The 17,492-nt window shown below is 62.6% G+C and carries 21 protein-coding genes; 12 read left to right on the top strand and 9 right to left on the bottom strand.

Going from position 1 to position 17,492, the window contains the following annotated elements; all coding sequences use genetic code 11:
* Positions 1-3: 3 nt before the first annotated feature.
* The 8 genes from ALA01S_RS10765 to ALA01S_RS10730 all read right to left on the bottom strand — a co-directional run bounded on the left by ALA01S_RS10765 (position 4) and on the right by ALA01S_RS10730 (position 6,823).
* Complete coding sequence (locus ALA01S_RS10765) at positions 4-444, bottom strand: conjugal transfer lipoprotein TrbH (RefSeq protein WP_066335865.1); 441 nt, start codon at positions 442-444, stop codon at positions 4-6.
* Positions 444-1,352, bottom strand: a complete 909-nt coding sequence (trbG, locus tag ALA01S_RS10760) for a P-type conjugative transfer protein TrbG (protein ID WP_066335863.1) — start codon at positions 1,350-1,352, stop codon at positions 444-446. Before trbG ends, ALA01S_RS10765 begins: the two co-directional genes overlap by 1 nt.
* 11 nt (positions 1,353-1,363) lie before the next feature.
* Entirely contained in the window at positions 1,364-2,104 is a 741-nt protein-coding gene (locus ALA01S_RS10755; protein WP_169805894.1) for a VirB8/TrbF family protein, read from the bottom strand.
* Positions 2,101-4,644, bottom strand: coding sequence for a VirB4 family type IV secretion/conjugal transfer ATPase (locus ALA01S_RS10750; RefSeq protein ID WP_066335861.1), 2,544 nt, complete (start codon positions 4,642-4,644; stop codon positions 2,101-2,103). Before ALA01S_RS10750 ends, ALA01S_RS10755 begins: the two co-directional genes overlap by 4 nt.
* Complete coding sequence (locus ALA01S_RS10745) at positions 4,641-4,955, bottom strand: conjugal transfer protein TrbD (protein ID WP_066335859.1); 315 nt, start codon at positions 4,953-4,955, stop codon at positions 4,641-4,643. The genes ALA01S_RS10750 and ALA01S_RS10745 overlap by 4 nt, the downstream gene beginning before the upstream one ends.
* A gap of 4 nt (positions 4,956-4,959) precedes the next feature.
* Entirely contained in the window at positions 4,960-5,352 is a 393-nt protein-coding gene (locus tag ALA01S_RS10740) for a TrbC/VirB2 family protein (RefSeq protein ID WP_066335857.1), read from the bottom strand.
* Between the two features lie 35 nt (positions 5,353-5,387).
* Positions 5,388-6,341 (bottom strand): P-type conjugative transfer ATPase TrbB, encoded by a 954-nt coding sequence (trbB, locus tag ALA01S_RS10735; protein ID WP_066335854.1) that lies wholly within the window; start codon positions 6,339-6,341, stop codon positions 5,388-5,390.
* A gap of 119 nt (positions 6,342-6,460) precedes the next feature.
* The gene (locus ALA01S_RS10730) at positions 6,461-6,823 is read right to left on the bottom strand and encodes a transcriptional regulator (RefSeq protein WP_238455762.1); all 363 of its coding nucleotides are present in this window, start codon (positions 6,821-6,823) and stop codon (positions 6,461-6,463) included.
* Between the two features lie 163 nt (positions 6,824-6,986).
* On the opposite strand from ALA01S_RS10730, the gene ALA01S_RS10725 reads away from it, so the two are divergent.
* The 5 genes from ALA01S_RS10725 to ALA01S_RS32775 all read left to right on the top strand — a co-directional run bounded on the left by ALA01S_RS10725 (position 6,987) and on the right by ALA01S_RS32775 (position 9,798).
* Positions 6,987-7,193 carry a hypothetical protein gene (locus ALA01S_RS10725; protein WP_066335846.1) on the top strand — a complete coding sequence of 69 codons (207 nt, stop codon included), beginning with the start codon at positions 6,987-6,989 and terminating at the stop codon, positions 7,191-7,193.
* A 67-nt stretch (positions 7,194-7,260) separates the two neighbouring features.
* A complete protein-coding gene (locus ALA01S_RS10720) occupies positions 7,261-7,575 on the top strand; it encodes a TrfB-related DNA-binding protein (protein WP_066335844.1) in 315 nt (104 codons plus the stop codon).
* Complete coding sequence (locus ALA01S_RS10715) at positions 7,572-8,342, top strand: ParA family protein (protein ID WP_066335841.1); 771 nt, start codon at positions 7,572-7,574, stop codon at positions 8,340-8,342. The genes ALA01S_RS10720 and ALA01S_RS10715 overlap by 4 nt, the downstream gene beginning before the upstream one ends.
* Positions 8,339-9,445: a ParB/RepB/Spo0J family partition protein gene (locus ALA01S_RS31660; RefSeq protein WP_084267423.1), complete on the top strand. Its 1,107-nt coding sequence runs from the start codon at positions 8,339-8,341 to the stop codon at positions 9,443-9,445. The genes ALA01S_RS10715 and ALA01S_RS31660 overlap by 4 nt, the downstream gene beginning before the upstream one ends.
* On the top strand, positions 9,442-9,798 hold the full coding sequence (locus ALA01S_RS32775) for a KfrB domain-containing protein (protein WP_157118900.1): 357 nt from the start codon (positions 9,442-9,444) through the stop codon (positions 9,796-9,798). The genes ALA01S_RS31660 and ALA01S_RS32775 overlap by 4 nt, the downstream gene beginning before the upstream one ends.
* On the opposite strand, the gene traJ is transcribed toward ALA01S_RS32775, so the two are convergent.
* On the bottom strand, positions 9,795-10,208 hold the full coding sequence (traJ, locus tag ALA01S_RS10710; RefSeq protein WP_066335835.1) for a conjugal transfer transcriptional regulator TraJ: 414 nt from the start codon (positions 10,206-10,208) through the stop codon (positions 9,795-9,797). The two genes, ALA01S_RS32775 and traJ, sit on opposite strands and share 4 nt — an antisense overlap.
* A gap of 401 nt (positions 10,209-10,609) precedes the next feature.
* On the opposite strand from traJ, the gene ALA01S_RS32770 reads away from it, so the two are divergent.
* From ALA01S_RS32770 to traF, 7 genes are all read left to right on the top strand, one after another.
* A complete protein-coding gene (locus tag ALA01S_RS32770) occupies positions 10,610-10,981 on the top strand; it encodes a TraK family protein (protein ID WP_157118899.1) in 372 nt (123 codons plus the stop codon).
* A complete protein-coding gene (locus ALA01S_RS10705; RefSeq protein ID WP_066335831.1) occupies positions 10,981-11,706 on the top strand; it encodes a P-loop NTPase family protein in 726 nt (241 codons plus the stop codon). The genes ALA01S_RS32770 and ALA01S_RS10705 overlap by 1 nt, the downstream gene beginning before the upstream one ends.
* A 26-nt stretch (positions 11,707-11,732) precedes the next feature.
* The gene (traM, locus tag ALA01S_RS10700) at positions 11,733-12,146 is read left to right on the top strand and encodes a conjugal transfer transcriptional regulator TraM (protein WP_169805893.1); all 414 of its coding nucleotides are present in this window, start codon (positions 11,733-11,735) and stop codon (positions 12,144-12,146) included.
* A gap of 137 nt (positions 12,147-12,283) precedes the next feature.
* Positions 12,284-12,541 (top strand): hypothetical protein, encoded by a 258-nt coding sequence (locus ALA01S_RS10695; RefSeq protein ID WP_066335825.1) that lies wholly within the window; start codon positions 12,284-12,286, stop codon positions 12,539-12,541.
* Between the two features lie 15 nt (positions 12,542-12,556).
* On the top strand, positions 12,557-15,070 hold the full coding sequence (gene traI / locus ALA01S_RS10690) for a TraI/MobA(P) family conjugative relaxase (protein WP_066335824.1): 2,514 nt from the start codon (positions 12,557-12,559) through the stop codon (positions 15,068-15,070).
* A complete protein-coding gene (locus ALA01S_RS10685; RefSeq protein WP_174548615.1) occupies positions 15,067-16,959 on the top strand; it encodes a type IV secretory system conjugative DNA transfer family protein in 1,893 nt (630 codons plus the stop codon). Before traI ends, ALA01S_RS10685 begins: the two co-directional genes overlap by 4 nt.
* A complete protein-coding gene (traF, locus tag ALA01S_RS10680; RefSeq protein WP_084267422.1) occupies positions 16,956-17,489 on the top strand; it encodes a conjugative transfer signal peptidase TraF in 534 nt (177 codons plus the stop codon). The genes ALA01S_RS10685 and traF overlap by 4 nt, the downstream gene beginning before the upstream one ends.
* The last annotated feature ends 3 nt before the right edge of the window (positions 17,490-17,492 follow it).

Raw genomic sequence — 17,492 nt, 5'->3', positions numbered from 1 at the left:
GCCTTACTCCTTGCGCACCCAAGCACCTGCCGGGACCAGCGTGCCGTTGGTCTCGGTGTACGCGCGCGCCAGCGACTGGCTGCCTACAGCCACCACCACGCGGTACAGGTTCAGGCCCGTGGCCTGATCTGCGATGTATCGAAGCGGCTGGGCCTCGCTCGGCGTGCCTTTGGCGTCCTTCTCTTGCACCGCGTAGCCGCTGCTGCGCAGTGTTTTCAACAGGGCTTGACCGAAAGCGTCAGGGGCGTCCTGCTGCAGCAACAGCCGAGTCTTGGCAGGCGGGTAAAGCAAGGACAGTTGGCGCACGGCGTCGTTCACCAGCGGCTGCGGGTCGATGCGCGCCGGCAGAAAGCCACCATGCGGCAGATCGGTGTTTTTGGTCGTGGCGCAGCCGGCCAGCGCCAGCGCAAGCGCCGCGGCGGCCAGGATCTTGCGGGGCGTCATTACTTGGCCCTCCGGGTGATCTCCACGCGCTCCTGATCGCTGCCGACACCGGCCACGAGGATGGCTTTGTCAAACACGCCGTCCACCGTGTAGCGGCCATTCACAAACCGCGTTGTCAGCCGCTCCAGCTTGTCGTCTGAGAACATGCCGCCACCCTCACGCAGCACCAGCAGCGACAGCAGCTCGCCGTTCTGCATGTCCGGCGGCATCTCCACCACGGTCTTGCGGCCGTTGTTGTAGACGCGCACCGGCTTGAGGTGCTTCGGCCCCTTGATGTCGTAGTCGAAGGACAGCTCGTCCAGGCTCTCGCCGGTTGCAGGGATGGTCCGCTCGTGGCGCTGCTGCTGCTGCGCGGCCCGCTGCTGGGCCTGCACGGCGGCCAGCTTGTTGCGGGCGTCCTCCGGGTACGTGAACGCCACCAGCGGCATGTTGTCGCTGCGGTGCGAGCGCAGGACGATGTGATACATGCGGCGGTCGGTGTAGACGAACAGCGAGGTCCGCAGCCCGACGTCCATAGGCTTGAGCACCAGGTGCACCGTCATGTTGGCGCCGGTGCCCATGACAGCCGGGTCGACGTGCCACCTTTCCTTGTCGAGCAACTTGACGTCCTGCAGCAACTCGCCGGGCTCCAGCGCAATGTCGCAGCCATCGAGCACGGCACACACCAGGTTGGCTTGCTGCGTGCCGAAGGAAAACACGATCACGCCGTTGGGTCCAGGAGTGGGCGCCAAGCCGGTTGCTGAGTTGGCCGACCAGCGCTTTGTGATGGCCAGGGCGTCCCTTTCCTGCTTCGTGAGCTTCGGGTTCGGGCGGCCGGCGAAGTACTTGTCGGCCAGTTCGTCGGAGCGCGCAAGCAGCGGCGCAGCCAACAGTGCGGCGCAGGCCGCAGCAATCAGATGCTGTTTCATGGTGGCCCCGCTCACTTGATTTCGGTCCAGTTGGCGTCGCGGATAAAGATGCGCGCCGGGTTGAGCTCCATTTCCTCCCGCTTCGTTTCTGGGGTCGGTTCAACGACGTAGTAGGTGGCGCTGGCGCGGTACTTGACCTTGGGGCCGGTGGGCACGCCCTTTCGGTCATAGGTGACTTCTGTCCAGTCGATCTGCAGCGTTTCCTTGCTCAATCGCAGGACCGAGAAGTCCTCGGAACTCACGACGAAGTCTTGAGCGCGCTGGAAAGGTTGGTTTGCCTGAAACCAGGCGTTCACCTTGGCGGTGATGGCATCGCTGCCGGTCATCTTGGAATAGACGCGGTCCACCGCCTTGCGCTGCACAGCAGCGTCAGGCGTCACAAGCCGCATGTCTTCGAAGAAGCGCCGCACCTCGGCCTGGATCACAAGATCGCTGCCTTGAGCAACAGCGTCGGCTGCACCGAGGGCATAAGGTTGGCTGTTGCGGTCCACGCCGTAGACGAACGGTGTGAACTTGCTCATGCTGCCGATCTTGACCACGCCGCCGACCGCAGCCAGGGCAATCAGCATGGCCAGCAGCGCCATCATCTGCCACATGAAGCGGCTGAAGATCACGCTGCCGACATGCAAATTCCACGTCCTCGCAGCGTTGAGGTACGGATTTGCTGTCTCGGTATCAGGCCGCTTGATGAACAGATACTTGAAGCGGCTCAGCGCCACGCTGGCGCGGGCCTTCATGGTTGTGGCGCTCATGCTGCCTCCAGATAGTCGTCCAGCTTGAGCCCGCGGCGTGCGAGCCATTCATGAACCCAGGCACCGCCAAGGCGAGCCTCCAGTTGCTGGATGGTTGCGATGGAATCCCTGTCAGTGGCGCCCACGAAGGCCAGCGTGAGCGGTCCCAAGTCGAGCTGGAAAAGCCTGTTCCCCTGCTCGGAGATTGCGTAGTAATCCTGGTTCGCTGCAGCCTCCGCCAAGATGGCGATCTGGCGTGAGTTGAGGCCGACGCGTTGGTACAGGTCTTTGGCCTCGGGTTGGTGGGCGTTGGGGTTGGGCAGAAGAATCTTCGTTGCCGTCGATTCCACAAGCACGTCGAAGATCCCTGACGTGGACGCATCGCTGAGGTTCTGCGTCGAAAGGATCACCGTGCAGTTGAGCTTCGCCAGGGTCTTGAGCCACTTGCGAATCCACTCCTTGAACACCGGGTGCGTGAGCATGAGCCACGCCTCGTCGATGAACACCACCGTGGGCTTGCCGTCGAGGCTCCGTTCAAGGCGACGGAACAGATAGAGCATCGGCGGCAGGGCGTACTTCTCGCCCATTTCCATGATTTCGCCCAGCTCAAACGTATTGACACGGGAGAACTGCAGGTTGTCCGATGGGGCGTCCACGAGATAGCCCATAGAGCCGTCCACGGTGTACTGCTCCATGGCCTCGCGGATCTTTTCGTCTTGGATCAGCGACACGAATTCGGAGACGTTCTTGGAGCCGCTGTTGCGCATGCTCACGAGAGCGGTCCCAATCTTGTTGCGCTGGTCTGGCGTGGTGTTGACGCCGTTGAGGGCCAGGATGTGGTCGATCCACCGCATGGCCCAGGCCAGGTCACCACGAGTCTCCAAGTACTGCAGCGGTGCAAACTGCAGCTTGTCGGTCTCGCCACCGACGATGTAGTGCATGCCTCCCACCGCCTTCGTGAGCGCATACGCACTCATGCCGGCTTCGAACACGAAAATCCGCATTCCGTGGTAGCGCAAGAATTGCGCGATCAACAACCCCAAGAGCGTGGATTTGCCAACACGTGTCGGGCCAAAGACCAGCGTGTGCCCGAGCTGGCGCACATGCACGTTGAAGCGGAACGGCGTGCGGCCCTTGGTGATGCACTGCATGAGGGCCGGCGACTTCTTCGGGTACAGGGGGCACGGCGCATGCGCGCTGCCAGTCCAGATGCTCGACGTAGGCAGCATGTCAGCCAGGTTCATCGTGTTGACCATCGGACGGCGCACGTTCTGCACGCAGTGCGCCGGCAGACTTCCGAAGAACGCCTCCATGTTGTTGATTTCTTCGATGCGCGCGGTGAACCCCAAGCCCTGGATACGCTTCTCAACAAGCTCGGCTGCAACCTTGAGCTTTTCGCGGCTTTCGTCCATCAGCACGACGACGCTCGTGTAGAAGCCTTCCGCGACTAGGCCGCTATCAATCTCGGCGATGGCCGCCTCAGCATCGGCCGTCATCGTCACCGCGTCCTGGTTCACACCGCCAAAGTTGGTGTTGAACATCTGATCGAAGATGCCGCGGATCTTCTGCTTCCACCGCTTGCGGAAGGCGTCCATATAGTTGCGGGCCTGGTGTTGGTCGAGAAAGATGAAGCGGCTGTTCCAGCGGTACTCGACAGGCAGGGTGGACAGCGCCTGCAGCATTCCCGGATAGCTGTCCAGCGGAAATCCGTCGATGGAAACGCACTGGATGAACTTGCGGCCGATCTTGGGAATGCTGCCCGGCACGAAGTCCTGGCCACCGATCACGCTGTCCAAGTACGCGGGGTTGTTGGGCAGGCGAATGGGCTGATGAATGCCTGTGATGCAGTACTGGAGCCAAGAAAGCAGATCGTCTTGCGTGTAGTTCACGCCGAACTCGTCTTGCATTGGCTGGCCGCGCAGCCGCGTCAGCTTGAAAGCCGAAGAAAGGCGGTTTTCGATGGCTGCAATGCGCGACTTGAATTGCTCAATGAGCAGGTATGTTTGCGTGGTCCTGTCTGGCTTGACGCTTTCGTCGTCAAACATCAACTCAGTGAATTTGCGCTGCGCCAGCAGCGGGGCAAGCCAGGTGAAGGTGACGACGAAATACCCCTCATAGGTCGAGCCTGGCTTTGTGAAATCCCGACGCCTTTCCTCATCGATGGCGCCCGACACAGGGTCAGGGAAATGCGAGGCATCGCGCGGCGGGTAGTCCGTGGCCTCGCGTCGCACGGCGTCAACGCTCATGGCCCAGCCGCTGGTGAGGGGCGCAAGCGCCTGGTTGATGCGGAAAGACATGGCCTCGCGCTCGGCCTCGGTGGCGCTGTCTTGGTCCGCACAGCGGTAGAGCCAGGACGCCATGAACGAGCCGTCCTTGTTGACGATGATCCCGTCCTCAATCTCGGCGGCGTAGTTCAGCAGCTCGGGTAGGCCTGCATCCTTGGACCGGTGGCGCTTGAGGCGCATTTCGGCATCGGCCGCTCGCATGCGGCCTACCAGCGCTGCCACCATCACTGCGCCCGCACACGCGGTCGCAATGGCTGTAGTTTCAACGGCAATCATCTGTAGAGCTTCCTTTGCAGACGCGTGTTCTTGTGGAACGGCGTCGAGCGAGCGGGATAGACGTCCTGGCTGTAGCGGAGATGACGGATGTAGACCTTCCGCATGAGCGGGTCCTTCTTCGCCATCTCCCGCAGCAACCACAGCGCCGTAAACCACATAACCAGGCCGTAGCCCGTGGCAAGCCAGGTCTGCGCAGTGAAGATCAAGGACGCTGCCAGCGCCCCGGCAAACATCACCAATTCACGGTCGCCGCCCATGAAAAGGTTGTGCCGGTTGCCGGCACGCCTGATTGGAATCTTGCGCAGAGCCATTGCTTCAGCTCTCTGCGCCCGTAGCGGTGGCGTCGATCAGCGCGATTTCCGCACCGCGGCCGAAGTAGTTGGCCATCACGTTTTGCGCAGCCACCAGCACTGACACCACGAGCACGATCAGGATGAATGTGCGAAAGAACGCGTTCAGCTCACCGCCGAATATGAGGATGGAGAAGGCAACGATCAGGCCGACGATGGACACCGTGAAAGCCACGGGCCCAGTAACGGACGCCCGGAGTTGGGTAAATGGGTCTTCCCATGGCAGGTTGCCGCCGGCGCCTACGGCGGCGTGCGCTTGTTGAGGTATCAACAACAACGCACCCAGCAGGAGCAGGACACCCATGCTGATGAGGGCGGTTTTGGAAAAAAATGGGCGAGCGAGGGCATTGGAGGCCATGACAGCTCCTTGAGGGTGGAGAAAAGCGAGGGGAACTAGAGGGACTTGGTGATGTAGTCGCCGTCCCTGAAACCGGAGACCTCCAGGATTCCCTGGACGCGGCGACCCTCCGGTGTCTTGGCGATCTGCACGATGAGATGGACCGCTTCGGCGATCACGGGCTCTATCGGCCTCGGGGACTCGGGGTGCATGCTGATGAGCAGCTTCAAGCGGCTCAAAGCGGCAAATTGGTTGTTCGCATGGATCGTGGCCATGCCGCCTTCATGGCCGGTGTTCCAAGCCATGCAGAGATCCAGCGCGTCAGCCCCGCGGGTCTCGCCCACGATGATGCTGTCGGGGCGCGCGCGCAGCGCATGCTTGATGAGGTCGCGCAGGCTGGTGGTGGACGTGGTGTGCCACTGCGCGTAGTTCTTCGCCGTGCACCGAATCTCGCCCGTGTCCTCGATGATGATCAGGCGGTCCCCGGGGAAGATGAGCACGCGCTTGCCAAGGATGGCGTTTGCCAACGTCGTCTTGCCAGAACCGGTGCCGCCAGAGATGAGGATGTTCCGGCGCCGGCGGACCGCTTCAACGATCACGTCGAACTGGGCCTTGGTCATGATCCCCTTGGCGACGTAGTCCTCCAGCGGGATCACCACCACCGTATGCCGGCGGATTTGAAAGGAAGGCCGCGGCACGATGGGCGGGAGCTGACCAGCGAAGCGAGCATTGCCCAAAGGCCACTCGCATTCGAGCAGCGGCGTGCCCTTGGTGACTTCTTTGCGGTAGATGCCGGCGACGATCTCCAAGATCGCCTGCGCCCTGTGCGCGGCCATTGTGCCGATTTGGCGCATGGGCTCGCCATGGCGTTCAAGCCACAGCGTCCCGTCGGGGTTGAGCATCAGCTCATTGGTCAGCGGATCGTTCAGGGCCGTCAGCAGCTCGGGACCCATGTCGCGCTCCAGCTTCTGCTTGGCGCGGCTTTCGACACTGACAACTTCTTGGTCCATCGGTAATGCACTTCCATCGCCGCTGAAAGCGGCGTGGGAGATACGTTATAACGGACGCTTTTACAACACAACTATTTCGCTAAATCGGTGGAAACGAAGTGTGTTGGAACTGCGCTGCTTTAGCGCTGCAGCTGCTCCTGAGCTTGCTCGGCGTAAACACTAACAAGGAAGGCGTGGTAGTCCGAAACCACGGCCGACACGCGCTGGTAGCCGTCAGGAACGCTACGGAAAAACTTCCCTCCGGCCAGACGGTCGAGTGCGTCTCTCGGCATATCGGTGCATTCCAATAGGAATGGCAACGGTGTTTCCAACGCTGCTGCGATCTTCTCCATCACTTTGATAGAAGGGTTCCCCGTACCTCTTGTTATGTCTGACACAAAGGAAAGCGACACGTCTGCTCTCGCTGAGAGTTCGTGTTTTGTCAGTCCTTGTTCCTCCAATAGCCGCAGTACGTTTGTGAAGAAGATGATGTAGTGGACCAAGACGACGGGCCTCGTTGTTAAGCTGCTAAACATCCAGCCGGCAAGTCAAGCTAAACTCCCCTCCCCGGGATTTAGCCTGCCGGAACTGCTGCCGCAGATATTTACAGCGGGCGAGATCTTAAAGGTCTCAAGGTTGTGTCAGCAGGCACGAAGGGACGAGCCAGTGAACCGCTCTGACGACGTCAAGACGCAAGCGCCCCTTGGATGGGTCGTGTTCCTTGCGTGCTGGCCGTGGCTTCGCTTCGTGCTGGGCTTCGTCTGCGTAGTTGCAGGCCTGGTTTTCGGAGCCGCAGGCTTCGTCTTGGCGTTCGTCGCGCTGGCCGTCCTGTCCTACAAAGTCGCCACAACTGACCCCGACACGCTGCGCTGAAGCGCAAGCCGAGCCCGATGCCGCGCTCGGTTTTTTTTCGCCTGAATGATTTGTTTAGCTAAACCGGATGGCAGAGAAAAAACGCCTGACGCTCCATGAGTTCGAACTTGCGGTTCAGAGCCTGGACGCCGGTGAGCGCACACGACAGATCGCCAAAGGGGTGCTGGTGCATGGGCGCTCGCAGCAGGAGTTCGTGGCCGAAATGGGGATCACCAAAGGCGCTGTGTCCCAGGCTGTGACACGCGTGTGGCGGGCGGCTCAGCGTGTTCTACCTGATGGTCTGCAACGCGTCACCGTCAGCCTGCCCGCTCACCAGGTCGAGATCGTCAAGAAGTGGGAGAAGCAAGCCATGCAGAAACGAGAGAGGGCCAACAAGCTATGAAAACCATCGTCATCGCGATCCAGAAGGGAGGCCAAGGCAAGACCTTCGCCACCTGTCACCTGGCGCAAGACTTCACCGAGAAGCGCAAGCTGCGTGTTGCAGTCGTGGACCTGGATGCCCAGGGGGACGCCAGCTTCACTTTGGAAGCTCACGACAGCGGCTACGCCGCGTCGCGGCTATTCACTGACTCGGCCGACGCGGTTCGAGCCCACTTCTCCGCCCGCGACAACTCCGGCCTGACGTTGATCCACGCGGACCCTGCTTTGATCGACATCGAGCAGCCGCTCACGGCGGAAGAGGCGTGCGGTGCACTCAAGGCATCGATGGCTGTGCTCGCCGAGTTCTTCGACGTTTGCCTTATCGACACGCCGCCGGCGCTGGGCGTCCGCATGACAGCCGCCATCATGTCCGCCGACTTCATGCTCTCGCCTATTGAGATGGAGGCGTACAGCGTTCGAGGCATGAGCAAGATGTTCGCGGTGATGAACAACCTGCTGGAGCGGAATCCACATCTGCAGTTTCTGGGCATGCTTCCAAACAAGGTAGAGAAGCGCAAGCCACGCCACCAGGCCAACCTGGCATCTCTACGCGAGTCGTATCCGGATCTTGTGATGCCGGTGAAAGTCGGCCTGCGCGACAGCATCGGGGATGCCCTAGAGGCTGGCGTGCCCGTGTGGCGTATTGAAAAGACTGCTGCGCGCGACGCAATCAAAGAAGTGCGCCAGTTCGCGGACTACGTTTTTGAAAAGATGGAGATTGCGCAATGACCAGCAAAACAGCCTCTGCCGCGGCAAAGACGGCCGGCGGCTTCGGCAAGCTTGGCAACTTGTCGAGCCTGCTGGTCAAGCCCTCCCCTGCCCCTACAGCGCCCGTCGGTACTCCACTGGAGATATCACGCGACCTCATTGACCCGGACCCGGCACAGCCGCGCCGCGATGGCAATCCTGGCTACAGCGCAGAGAGCCTCGGTGAACTCGCCGACTCCATCAAGGTGCGCGGCCAGAAATCGCCTATTTCTGTGCGCGCCAATCCTCAATCTCCCGGCCGCTACTTCATCAACCACGGCGAGCGCCGCTGGCGGGCATGTGGACTGGCGGGCCTGTCCACCGTGAAGGCGTTCATCGACAACGACTTTGCCACCGAAGACCAGATCATCGAGAACCTGCAGCGCGTAGATCTGACGGCGCGTGAATTGGCTGATTGGATCGGCAGCCGACTTGCCGCCGGTGACTCGCAAGCTGACGTTGCACGCAAGCTGGGAAAGTCGCGCGCGTTCGTGACGTTGCATGTCACCCTGCTTGATCTGCCCGACCCAATAGCCAAGGCATTCAACAGCGGCCGGGTCAGCGATGTGACCGTCGCCAACGAACTGGTGCGCGCGTACAAGACAAATGCCAAGGCAGTGAGTGCCTGGCTCTCCATCCCAGACCAAGAAGTTACGCGCGGCACGGTCAAGGCATTGCGCACCTATATGGACCGCGGCGCAGGTAAGGCAGTGCCTGTCGTGACGCCGTGCCAAACAGGCGAAGTCAAACCGGATGAGGAGGCTGCGCCACCTCCAGCAACGGCGCCAGCACCTAGCGCTGATGTGGAGCCCGCGTCAGTAGCCACCAGCGATGCGTCTGCGCCGACGAAGGCAGCACGGCAACCTGCGCCCGCGGCAAGACAAGCTTCAGTTCAGAGCAGCGACAACCTGCACAAGCCAGTGGTGCGCGTCGTGATTGATAACAGGCAGGCCGTGCTGGTGATTGCACGCCGACCGTCGGTTGTTGGCCGTGCCTGGGTTTGCTTTGATGACGATGGCCAGCAGACGGAAGTAGACCTCGCCAACGTCCGCTTGCTGGCGGTAGACGAGGCGGCGCAATCATGAGAAAGCGGCTTATTGTGATGAACGGCCATCGGGTGCTACAGGCCGAGCAAGCGAGTGAATGGGTCAACGAGCGGGTTGAGAAAGCAAACGGGCTTGCCCCAGGCTTGTATGACCTTTTCGATGCACGCCCCGCTGACCGGATCGCACCTACGGACGGCGTGCTGTTGATGCTGGAAGACGGTCTGGTCTACCAGCAGACCCAAGCCGGGCTTGTTTCTCACGAGCTTGCGAAGTTCTCGGAAACGCCGTCCTTTGGCGTTGACGGCACCATTACCTACAGTGCCGAAGGGCGCGCCGCCTTTCAAATTCGAAACACGGCGCCCTCCCCTGCTCCTAGAAAAAAACGCCGTTAATTGTTAAGCGGCTTAACACCCGGCCCATGTGGGCTGGGTGCGTGGGCTGCACGGGGCCTGACGATGGCTCCCATCAAGCGCCCCAACTCCTGCTGCTGGACCTCTATGCGTTCCAACAGCCTAGCAATGGTCGCTTCACTAAAGCTGGCCGTGCGCGCGTCCTTCACGAGCCACAGCTTTAATAGACCACCGAGTCGCCCTAGGTCACCGTTGACCTTAGCCAGCTCTTGCACCGCTTCCAAGTCCAAGCGGCTGTCCAGCTTGTACCCCTGACCTACTTCACGTAAGTAGCGCGCCACGCTCAGTCGCGCTTGCTTGGCATTCGCTTCTATGCCCGCTCGCTCTTCCGGTAGGCAATACACCTTGATCGGCGGGCTGCCCTTACGGGTCACGGTCTTTCTGCTGTCCATACCTGTTTGCTGCTTCTACCGGCGGTAGCCGGCCAGCCTCGCAGAGCAGGATGCCCGTTGAGCGCCTCCGGCGCGAATAAGGGGAGCGAAGTAGGGGCACCGGCTACGCCGGTGGGCCTACTTCGCCCATCCTGCCCAGCCCTACGGGCCGGGTCACTCCACGGCAGTCTAGCGCGCAAAATACGATTTATCACCTGTTGGTTTCCCAATATCGCAACTGTATGGCTACGATATGTCGAACACAGCGATAGAAGGGCAACCATGAAGGATGCACCCCAGAGTTGCAGCGCAAAAGCAGGGCAGGAACAGCGTTTCGGCGTGCACAACTGCAGCGGCACCGATCCAAGCAGAGGGCGGCAGCACCGGCTGGATCGAAATGCGTTGGCAACGCTGAGGCAGGCATGACGAAGCCCCCCGCCCATACGTACGTGGACGAGTTGACCTCCTGGGTCAAACAAAGCGCGGAACCTAGACCACGCCGCGACCGCAGCTTGGTTGCTTTTCTGGCCGTGAAAGAGGACGTGCGCAATGCCATCGACGCGCGCTTTCCGCTCAAGACGATCTGGCAGCACATGACGGAAACGGGCCGGTTGACTTGCCGGTACGAGACTTTTCTTACCCACGTCAAAGCGCACATCACGGACGCCCCAGCGCCAAAGGCTGGAGGGTCCGCAAAAAGCTCACATGGTTCGCAACCCGAGCCGCGCCGCACAAACACCTCTGTGCCTGGTTTCACATACCAGCCGGCTAAAGACCCGAAGGACATTCTCTGATGACCAAGATTCACACCGTGCTTCAGGGCAAAGGCGGCGTTGGCAAATCAGCCATTGCTTCCGTCCTGGCGCAGTACATCAAGACCAAGGGCGGCGAGCCGACCTGCATCTGCACGGACCCGGTCAACGCGACGTTTGCCGGCTACAAGGCGCTCAACGTCCACCGCGTCGAAATCATGGAGGGCGACGAAATCAACCCTCGCAAGTTCGACTCCATGGTCGAGCTCGCTGCAGGATCGACGTCGGACGTGATCATCGACAACGGGGCATCGTCGTTCGTTCCGCTCGCGCACTACCTTATATCGAACGAGGTGCCGAGCATGCTCAAAGACATGGGGCACGAGCTGGTGATTCACACGGTCATCACTGGCGGTCAAGCCCTCATGGACACCGTGTCGGGCTTCGCCCAGCTCGCAACGCAATTCCCGGCTGAGGCGCTTTTCGTGGTTTGGCTCAATCCGTACTTCGGGCCTATTGAGCACGAGGGCCGCGGCTTTGAGCAGATGAAGGCCTATCGGGACAACAAGGGCCGGGTCAGTGCACTGATCCAAATGCCCTTCTTCAAACCTGAACTGCACGGGCACGACTTTTCACAGATGCTGCAGGCGCGGCTGACGTTCGACGAAGCCATCGCCGCGGAGGGCGTGCAGTTGATGGCAAAGCAGCGCCTCACGGCAGTGCGGCGCAAGCTGTTCGAGCAACTGGACGGCGCAACGGTGCTGTGATGGGTGCGCCGGAACGCGTCGAGCTGATGATCAAGGAGATCGCGGTTCGCCACGGCGTTGCCGTGGGCCGCGACGACCCGATCCTCATGCTGCTTACGATTTTTGAGCGGCTGCAGCGGGACGGCGAAACCGCCCAGCACGAGTTACTGGAGAAGTTCAAGGCAGAGATTGAATCGACGGTGCAGCGCGTTGACCAGGATGCGCAGGCCCGTGCGACCAAGGCTGTGGTCGCACTGCTGGAAGCCAGCCGGGCTGGCATCCAAAAGACCGCAGGGGATGGAGCGGGAGAGGCCGTAAGTGCGCTAAAGGCACTGGTAGACGCCAGCGTCGAGCAGATGCGCAAAGACATCGGCGACACCCGCAAAGCAGCAATTTTCAACATGGCCGCCGCAGTGCTCACGCTTGTAGCGGCGTGCGTCGTCGCGTGGGCTGCGGCATAGGAGCTTCCATGTGCGCATGCACCGCATTCGGCCCGCTGACTCCACTGCGCTTGGCAGTGCTCGGTGTCGCCGGCAGTACTGCAATCACCGTGGTGTTAAGCGGCTTAACACTGCCGGCCTTTCCTTGACCGCTTCGCATGAACACCGTCAAGCAGTTCATCCAACGGTGTGCGGCCTTCCTTCATAAGCACGGCGTCTACATCGTTGCCGTGATCGTGATCCCCGCGCTGGGCATCGCGAACCTCGGCCTCGGGGTGATGCTCGGTTGGATTGCCGGTGCCTGTACTGGCTTTGCTGCTGGCCTGCGCTGGAAAGCCGGTCAACGAAAGCACGCACTCGGCATCGTTGCAGCCTATCTCAGCGGCTGGGCGGTGATCGGCCTGTTTAACCTTTGAGCTCCAGCCGCGCCCGTGATTGCCAAGCACGTAGCCATGCGCAGCCCATCGCGCAGCAGCATGGCAGACCTCGTGAGCTACCTGGCGGATGACCAGGGCCTGCACGAGCGCGTCGGCGACATTCGCATTACCAACTGCGCGTCTGCCACGCTGGACGCGGCAGTTGCCGAAATGCTCGCCACGCAGCAGCTCAACACGCGTGCGAAGGGCGACCGCACTTACCACCTGTTGGTGAGCTTCCAGGCCGGCGAGCAGCCCACGCCTGAGCAACTGCAAGCCATCGAGCAGCGCATCTGTGATGCCCTGGGGCTGGGCGAGCACCAGCGCGTGAGCGTGGTCCACCGTGACACCGACAACCTCCACATCCACCTGGCCATCAACAAGGTGCATCCACGCCGGCTGACGTTCAAAGAACCTTTCCAGTCCTACCGGACATTGGCGAGGGTGTGCGCAAAGCTGGAGCGCGAGTTCGGGCTGAAGGCCGACAACCACACGCCGCGCCGCCGCACGGCGGAGGGCAGGGCGGCCGACATGGAACAGCATGCCGGCATCGAAAGCTTGATGAGCTGGGTACGCCGCGAGTGCTTAGCAGACATGCAGCGCGTCGGTTCCTGGGCCGAGATGCACGAAGTGCTCGCGGCGCACGGGCTGCGCATACACGAACGCGGCGCGGGCCTGTCCATCGAAGCCGACGACGGTACGCGTGTGCGTGCCAGCACGGTGGACCGTGGCCTGTCCAAGCAGTCGCTGGAAGAACGGCTCGGACGATTCCAGGCCTCCAGCGCCAGCCACTCGGGCCACCCGCGCAAGACTTATGCGTACCGACCCAAGCGCACGCGCGTGGACACCACGGAGCTGTTTGCGCGCTACCAACGCGAGCGCGACAGCGCCTACGAGACACGCGTGGCCGAGCTGGCTGCTGCCAAGCGGTCGAAGGATTTGGCCGTTGAGAACGCCCACCGTGTCTACCGGCTGCACGCGGCAACGCTGCGCGTGGTGGATGGCCGCGGCATCGACAAGCGGCTGCTTTACGCGCAGGCCAGCCGCAACCTCAAGAACGAGCTGCGCGAGATCCACGAGGACTACGGCCGGCAGCGCCAGCGCATCGTGGCCGCCCACGAGCGCAGGGCCTGGGCCGACTGGCTGAAGTCGCAAGCCATCGAGGGCGACGCTGAAGCACTCGCCGCGCTGCGCGCGCGCTCCGAAGCCGAGAACCTGCACGGCGCCACCATTCGCGCCGCTGGCCAAGCAACCGGCGTTGGTGCTGTGCCGGACATCGACACCGTCACCAAGGCCGGCACCGTGGTCTACCGCACCGGCACCAGTGCCGTGCGCGATGACGGCCAGCGGCTGCAGGTGTCCCGCGAAGCCGACAAGGAAGCTGTGCGCGCCGCGCTGCGCTTGGCCCGCCAGCAGTACGGCGACCGGATCACCGTCAACGGGTCCATCCAGTTCAAGGCGGCTGTCGTGCGCGCTGCCGTGGACTTAGGTCTGCCTATCACGTTTACCGACCCCGGCCTTGAGCGACACCGCCAGGCCCTGATGCAGAAGGAGTACCCAAATGGCTACCCGCAACCCGAACCCGGACGACGCACTGCTGGACCGCGCGATGGAGGGCTACACCGGCAGCGACCTGCAAACCCAGCGTCTGGCTATGCCCGCCGCCCCGTCCAGCCCAAGCCCGACGCTCGCCGCGCTGGCGCCAAGCCGCCGCCCCGCGCCTCCGACCGTCTGCGAAACCTGTCCGAACTCGGTGTGGTTCGCCAGCGAGAAGGAGGTCAAGAACTATTGCCGGGTGATGTTCGTGGTGGTGTGGAGCACGAAGGAGCCCAACGCACTGACGCTGTGCGACGGCCAATTCATCGGCCAGGAGGAAAAACAGGAAGCGGAGGGCGAGGACGAGGCGTAAGCCAGCCGCCCCCGCCGGTAGCCCGCGCACGCGGCGCCGTCCAGGCCAAGCCCGCGCGGCGGCCGCCGCTGGACAAAACCCCGCCGCCGCAAGCCCGTGTGCGTCCCCAGGCAGCGCCTCAGGCGCAACGGGCGACCGTTGACAAGCCGCGCGTGGCGAAGGTTGGCACCAAGCCGCCGCCCGGCGCTAGCGTCCGGTTGCGCCCGCTGTCGGCGGTCGATCCCGGCCAGCGCGGGCCCGTAACCCGCACACCGGCCAGCCCAGCAGCGCCAGCGCCAGCCGCTACTGCGAGCTGGAGCATCCCCGGCGCGATCTTTTCGCCGGCCGCCTACACCGCAGCGGACAAGTACATCGCCGAGCGCGAAAACAAGCGTGCGCGCGGCCTGGATGTGCCCAAGCACACCCGATACACCGCCGGGGCAGGTCCGCTGACCTACGCCGGCACCCGCACCGTCGATGAGCAACTGCTGGCGCTGTTGAAGCGCGGCGACGAAGTGCTCGTGATGCCCATCGACGCGACCACCGCGCAGCGCCTTGCCCGCACCGGGCTGGGCACGCCGGCCAAGGTCAATGCCAACGCCACGATCAGCACGGGCACCGGACGAGGACTCAGCAGATGACGACCAGCAGCATGAACAACGCAGTCGGCCCGCAAATCCGGCAGCAGCAGCAGAAGCGCGGCAGCGGCGGCAAGGTTGTGCCGGCGCTGGCCTGCGGCTCGATGGTTGCGGGCCTTGCGGCAGCGACTCAGCAGTTCGCACACACCTTTGACTACCACGCCAGTCTGGGGCTCAACGTGGGCCATGTTTACCTGCCTTGGTCAATCTTGGGTTGGGCCTGGAAGTGGCACGACCACTACCCCAACGAACTGCTCAACGCGGGCAGCGTCGGCACCCTGGTTGCGGCCACGGGCATGGGCGTCACGTTGATGACGCAAATGATTCGGCGCAACTCGCCAGTAGCGAACCAGTACATGCACGGTTCCGCGCGTTGGGCCGAAGAAACCGACATCAAGTCCGCTGGGCTGCTGCCGCGCGATCAAGGTAACTGGCTCAACAAACTCAGGACGCAGCCTGCGCCGGCGGCCATGGCCTGCTATGTGGGCGGCTGGATCGACAAGCAAGGCGTGCTGCGCTACCTGCGCCACACCGGCCCTGAGCACATCCTGTTCTATGCGCCTACGCGCTCCGGCAAGGGCGTTGGCCCGGTGTTGATGACGCTGTTGTCCAACCTCATGAGCATGATCGTGTCGGACCTGAAGGCCGAATTGCACGCGGCAACTGCCGGCTGGCGCAAGCACTTTGCCAAACAGCGTGTGCTCAAGTTCGAGCCGGCGGCGCTGGACAGCGTGCACTGGAATCCGTTGGACGAAGTGCGGCTCGGCACCGAGTACGAAGTCGGCGACGTGCAAAACATCGCGCTGCTGGTGGTGGACCCGGACGGCAAGGGCATGGAGACCCACTGGCAAAAGACCAGCTTCGCTCTGCTGCAGGGGCTCATCCTCCACGCGCTCTACAAGCACAAAAACGGGCATGGACCTTGTGCGTCGCTTGCGCTGATCGACCAAATGGTTTCCGACCCAACGCGTGCGACCGGCAACCTGTGGCCAGAAATGACTACGTACAAGCATGACGGGGAACAGGTGCATCCCGTGGTCGGCTCTGCCGCGCGCGATCAGATTGACCGGCACGAAGAGGAAGCCGGCTCGGTGCTGTCGTCCATGAAGTCCTACCTGATGCTCTACCGCGACCCCATCGTCGCGCGCAACGTCAGCGACTCGCACTTCCGCATTAAGGACTTGATGCACCACCAGGACGCGATCTCGCTTTACTTGACCACGCAGCCCAACGACAAGGACCGCATCAAGCCGCTCATGCGGCTGTTCCTCACGATGGCCATCAGGTTGCTGTGCGACAAGATCGCGTTTGAAGGCGGTCGCCCGGCGCCAAAGTACAAGCACAAGCTGCTCATGCTGCTGGACGAGTTCCCGTCCTACGGCAAGCTGCCAGGCTTCGAGGACGCGTTGTCGTGGATGGCTGGCTACGGCATCAAGGCGTTCATCGTTGTGCAGGACACGCAGCAGTTGCGCCATCCCACGCAGGGCTACGGCGACCACGAGACGATCACCTCCAACTGCCACGTCCAAGGCGCGTTCCCGCCGAACCGGGTCGAGACGGCGGAATACCTCTCGCGCTGCACCGGGCAGACCACGGTGGTCAAAGAGGCGGTGACAGTCAGCGGCAAGCGCACCGCGTTCATGCAAGGCCAGGTGTCGCGCACGATGCAGGAAATCGGCCGCCCGCTGCTCACGGCCGATGAGGCGATGCGTATGCCGGCGCCGGTCAAGGACGCTGACGACCGCATCCTAGAACCGGGCGACATGGTCGTTTACGTCGCGGGCCGTCCAGCGATCTACGGCAGACAGATCCTGTACTTCAAGGACGAGGTGTTTCTCGCGCGTGCGTCGGTGCCTGCACCTACGCACAGTGATTTGCTGGTGGCAGCATGAGCCGCGCCGCACACCGTCTGGGACTGGTTGTAGGCGTGCTGGGCGTGCTGCTGGTGCTGGGCGCGCTCATCGTGCATGTCCTGGGCTTGCGGTGGAACAGCACCGCCAGCATCCCGCGCGGGCTCTACATCTCTACCGACGAGCCAGTGCGCCCGGGCGCTTACGTGTTCGTCTGCCCGCCGCCGACCGAGCCGTTCGTGCTGGCGCGCGCGCGGGGTTACCTCGACGGCGGCGCGTGCCCTGGCCAGTTCCAGGGCCTCATGAAGTTGGTTGTGGCCGCCGACCACGACCGGGTTGAGTTCGCGGCCGACGCCGTGCGCGTCAACGGGCACGCGCTGCCAGCAAGCCGCCGCATCGAGCAAGACGGCATGGGGCGACCGCTGCCGCATCCGGTCAGCGCCAGCACCACGCTGGACCACGAGGTGTTGCTGATGGGCGAGGGCAACCCAAAGTCTTTCGACGCCCGCTACTTCGGCCCCGTGCCGGTTTCCCAAGTGCAGGCGGTGATCCGCCCGGTGCTCACGTTCTGAAAG

The organism is Azohydromonas lata NBRC 102462, from assembly GCF_001571085.1.
In the GTDB taxonomy this organism is placed as follows: Bacteria; Pseudomonadota; Gammaproteobacteria; order Burkholderiales; family Burkholderiaceae_C; genus Azohydromonas; species Azohydromonas lata.
The sequence above is the reverse complement of the archived record's forward strand: the minus strand, read 5'-3'. Positions and strand labels throughout refer to the sequence as shown.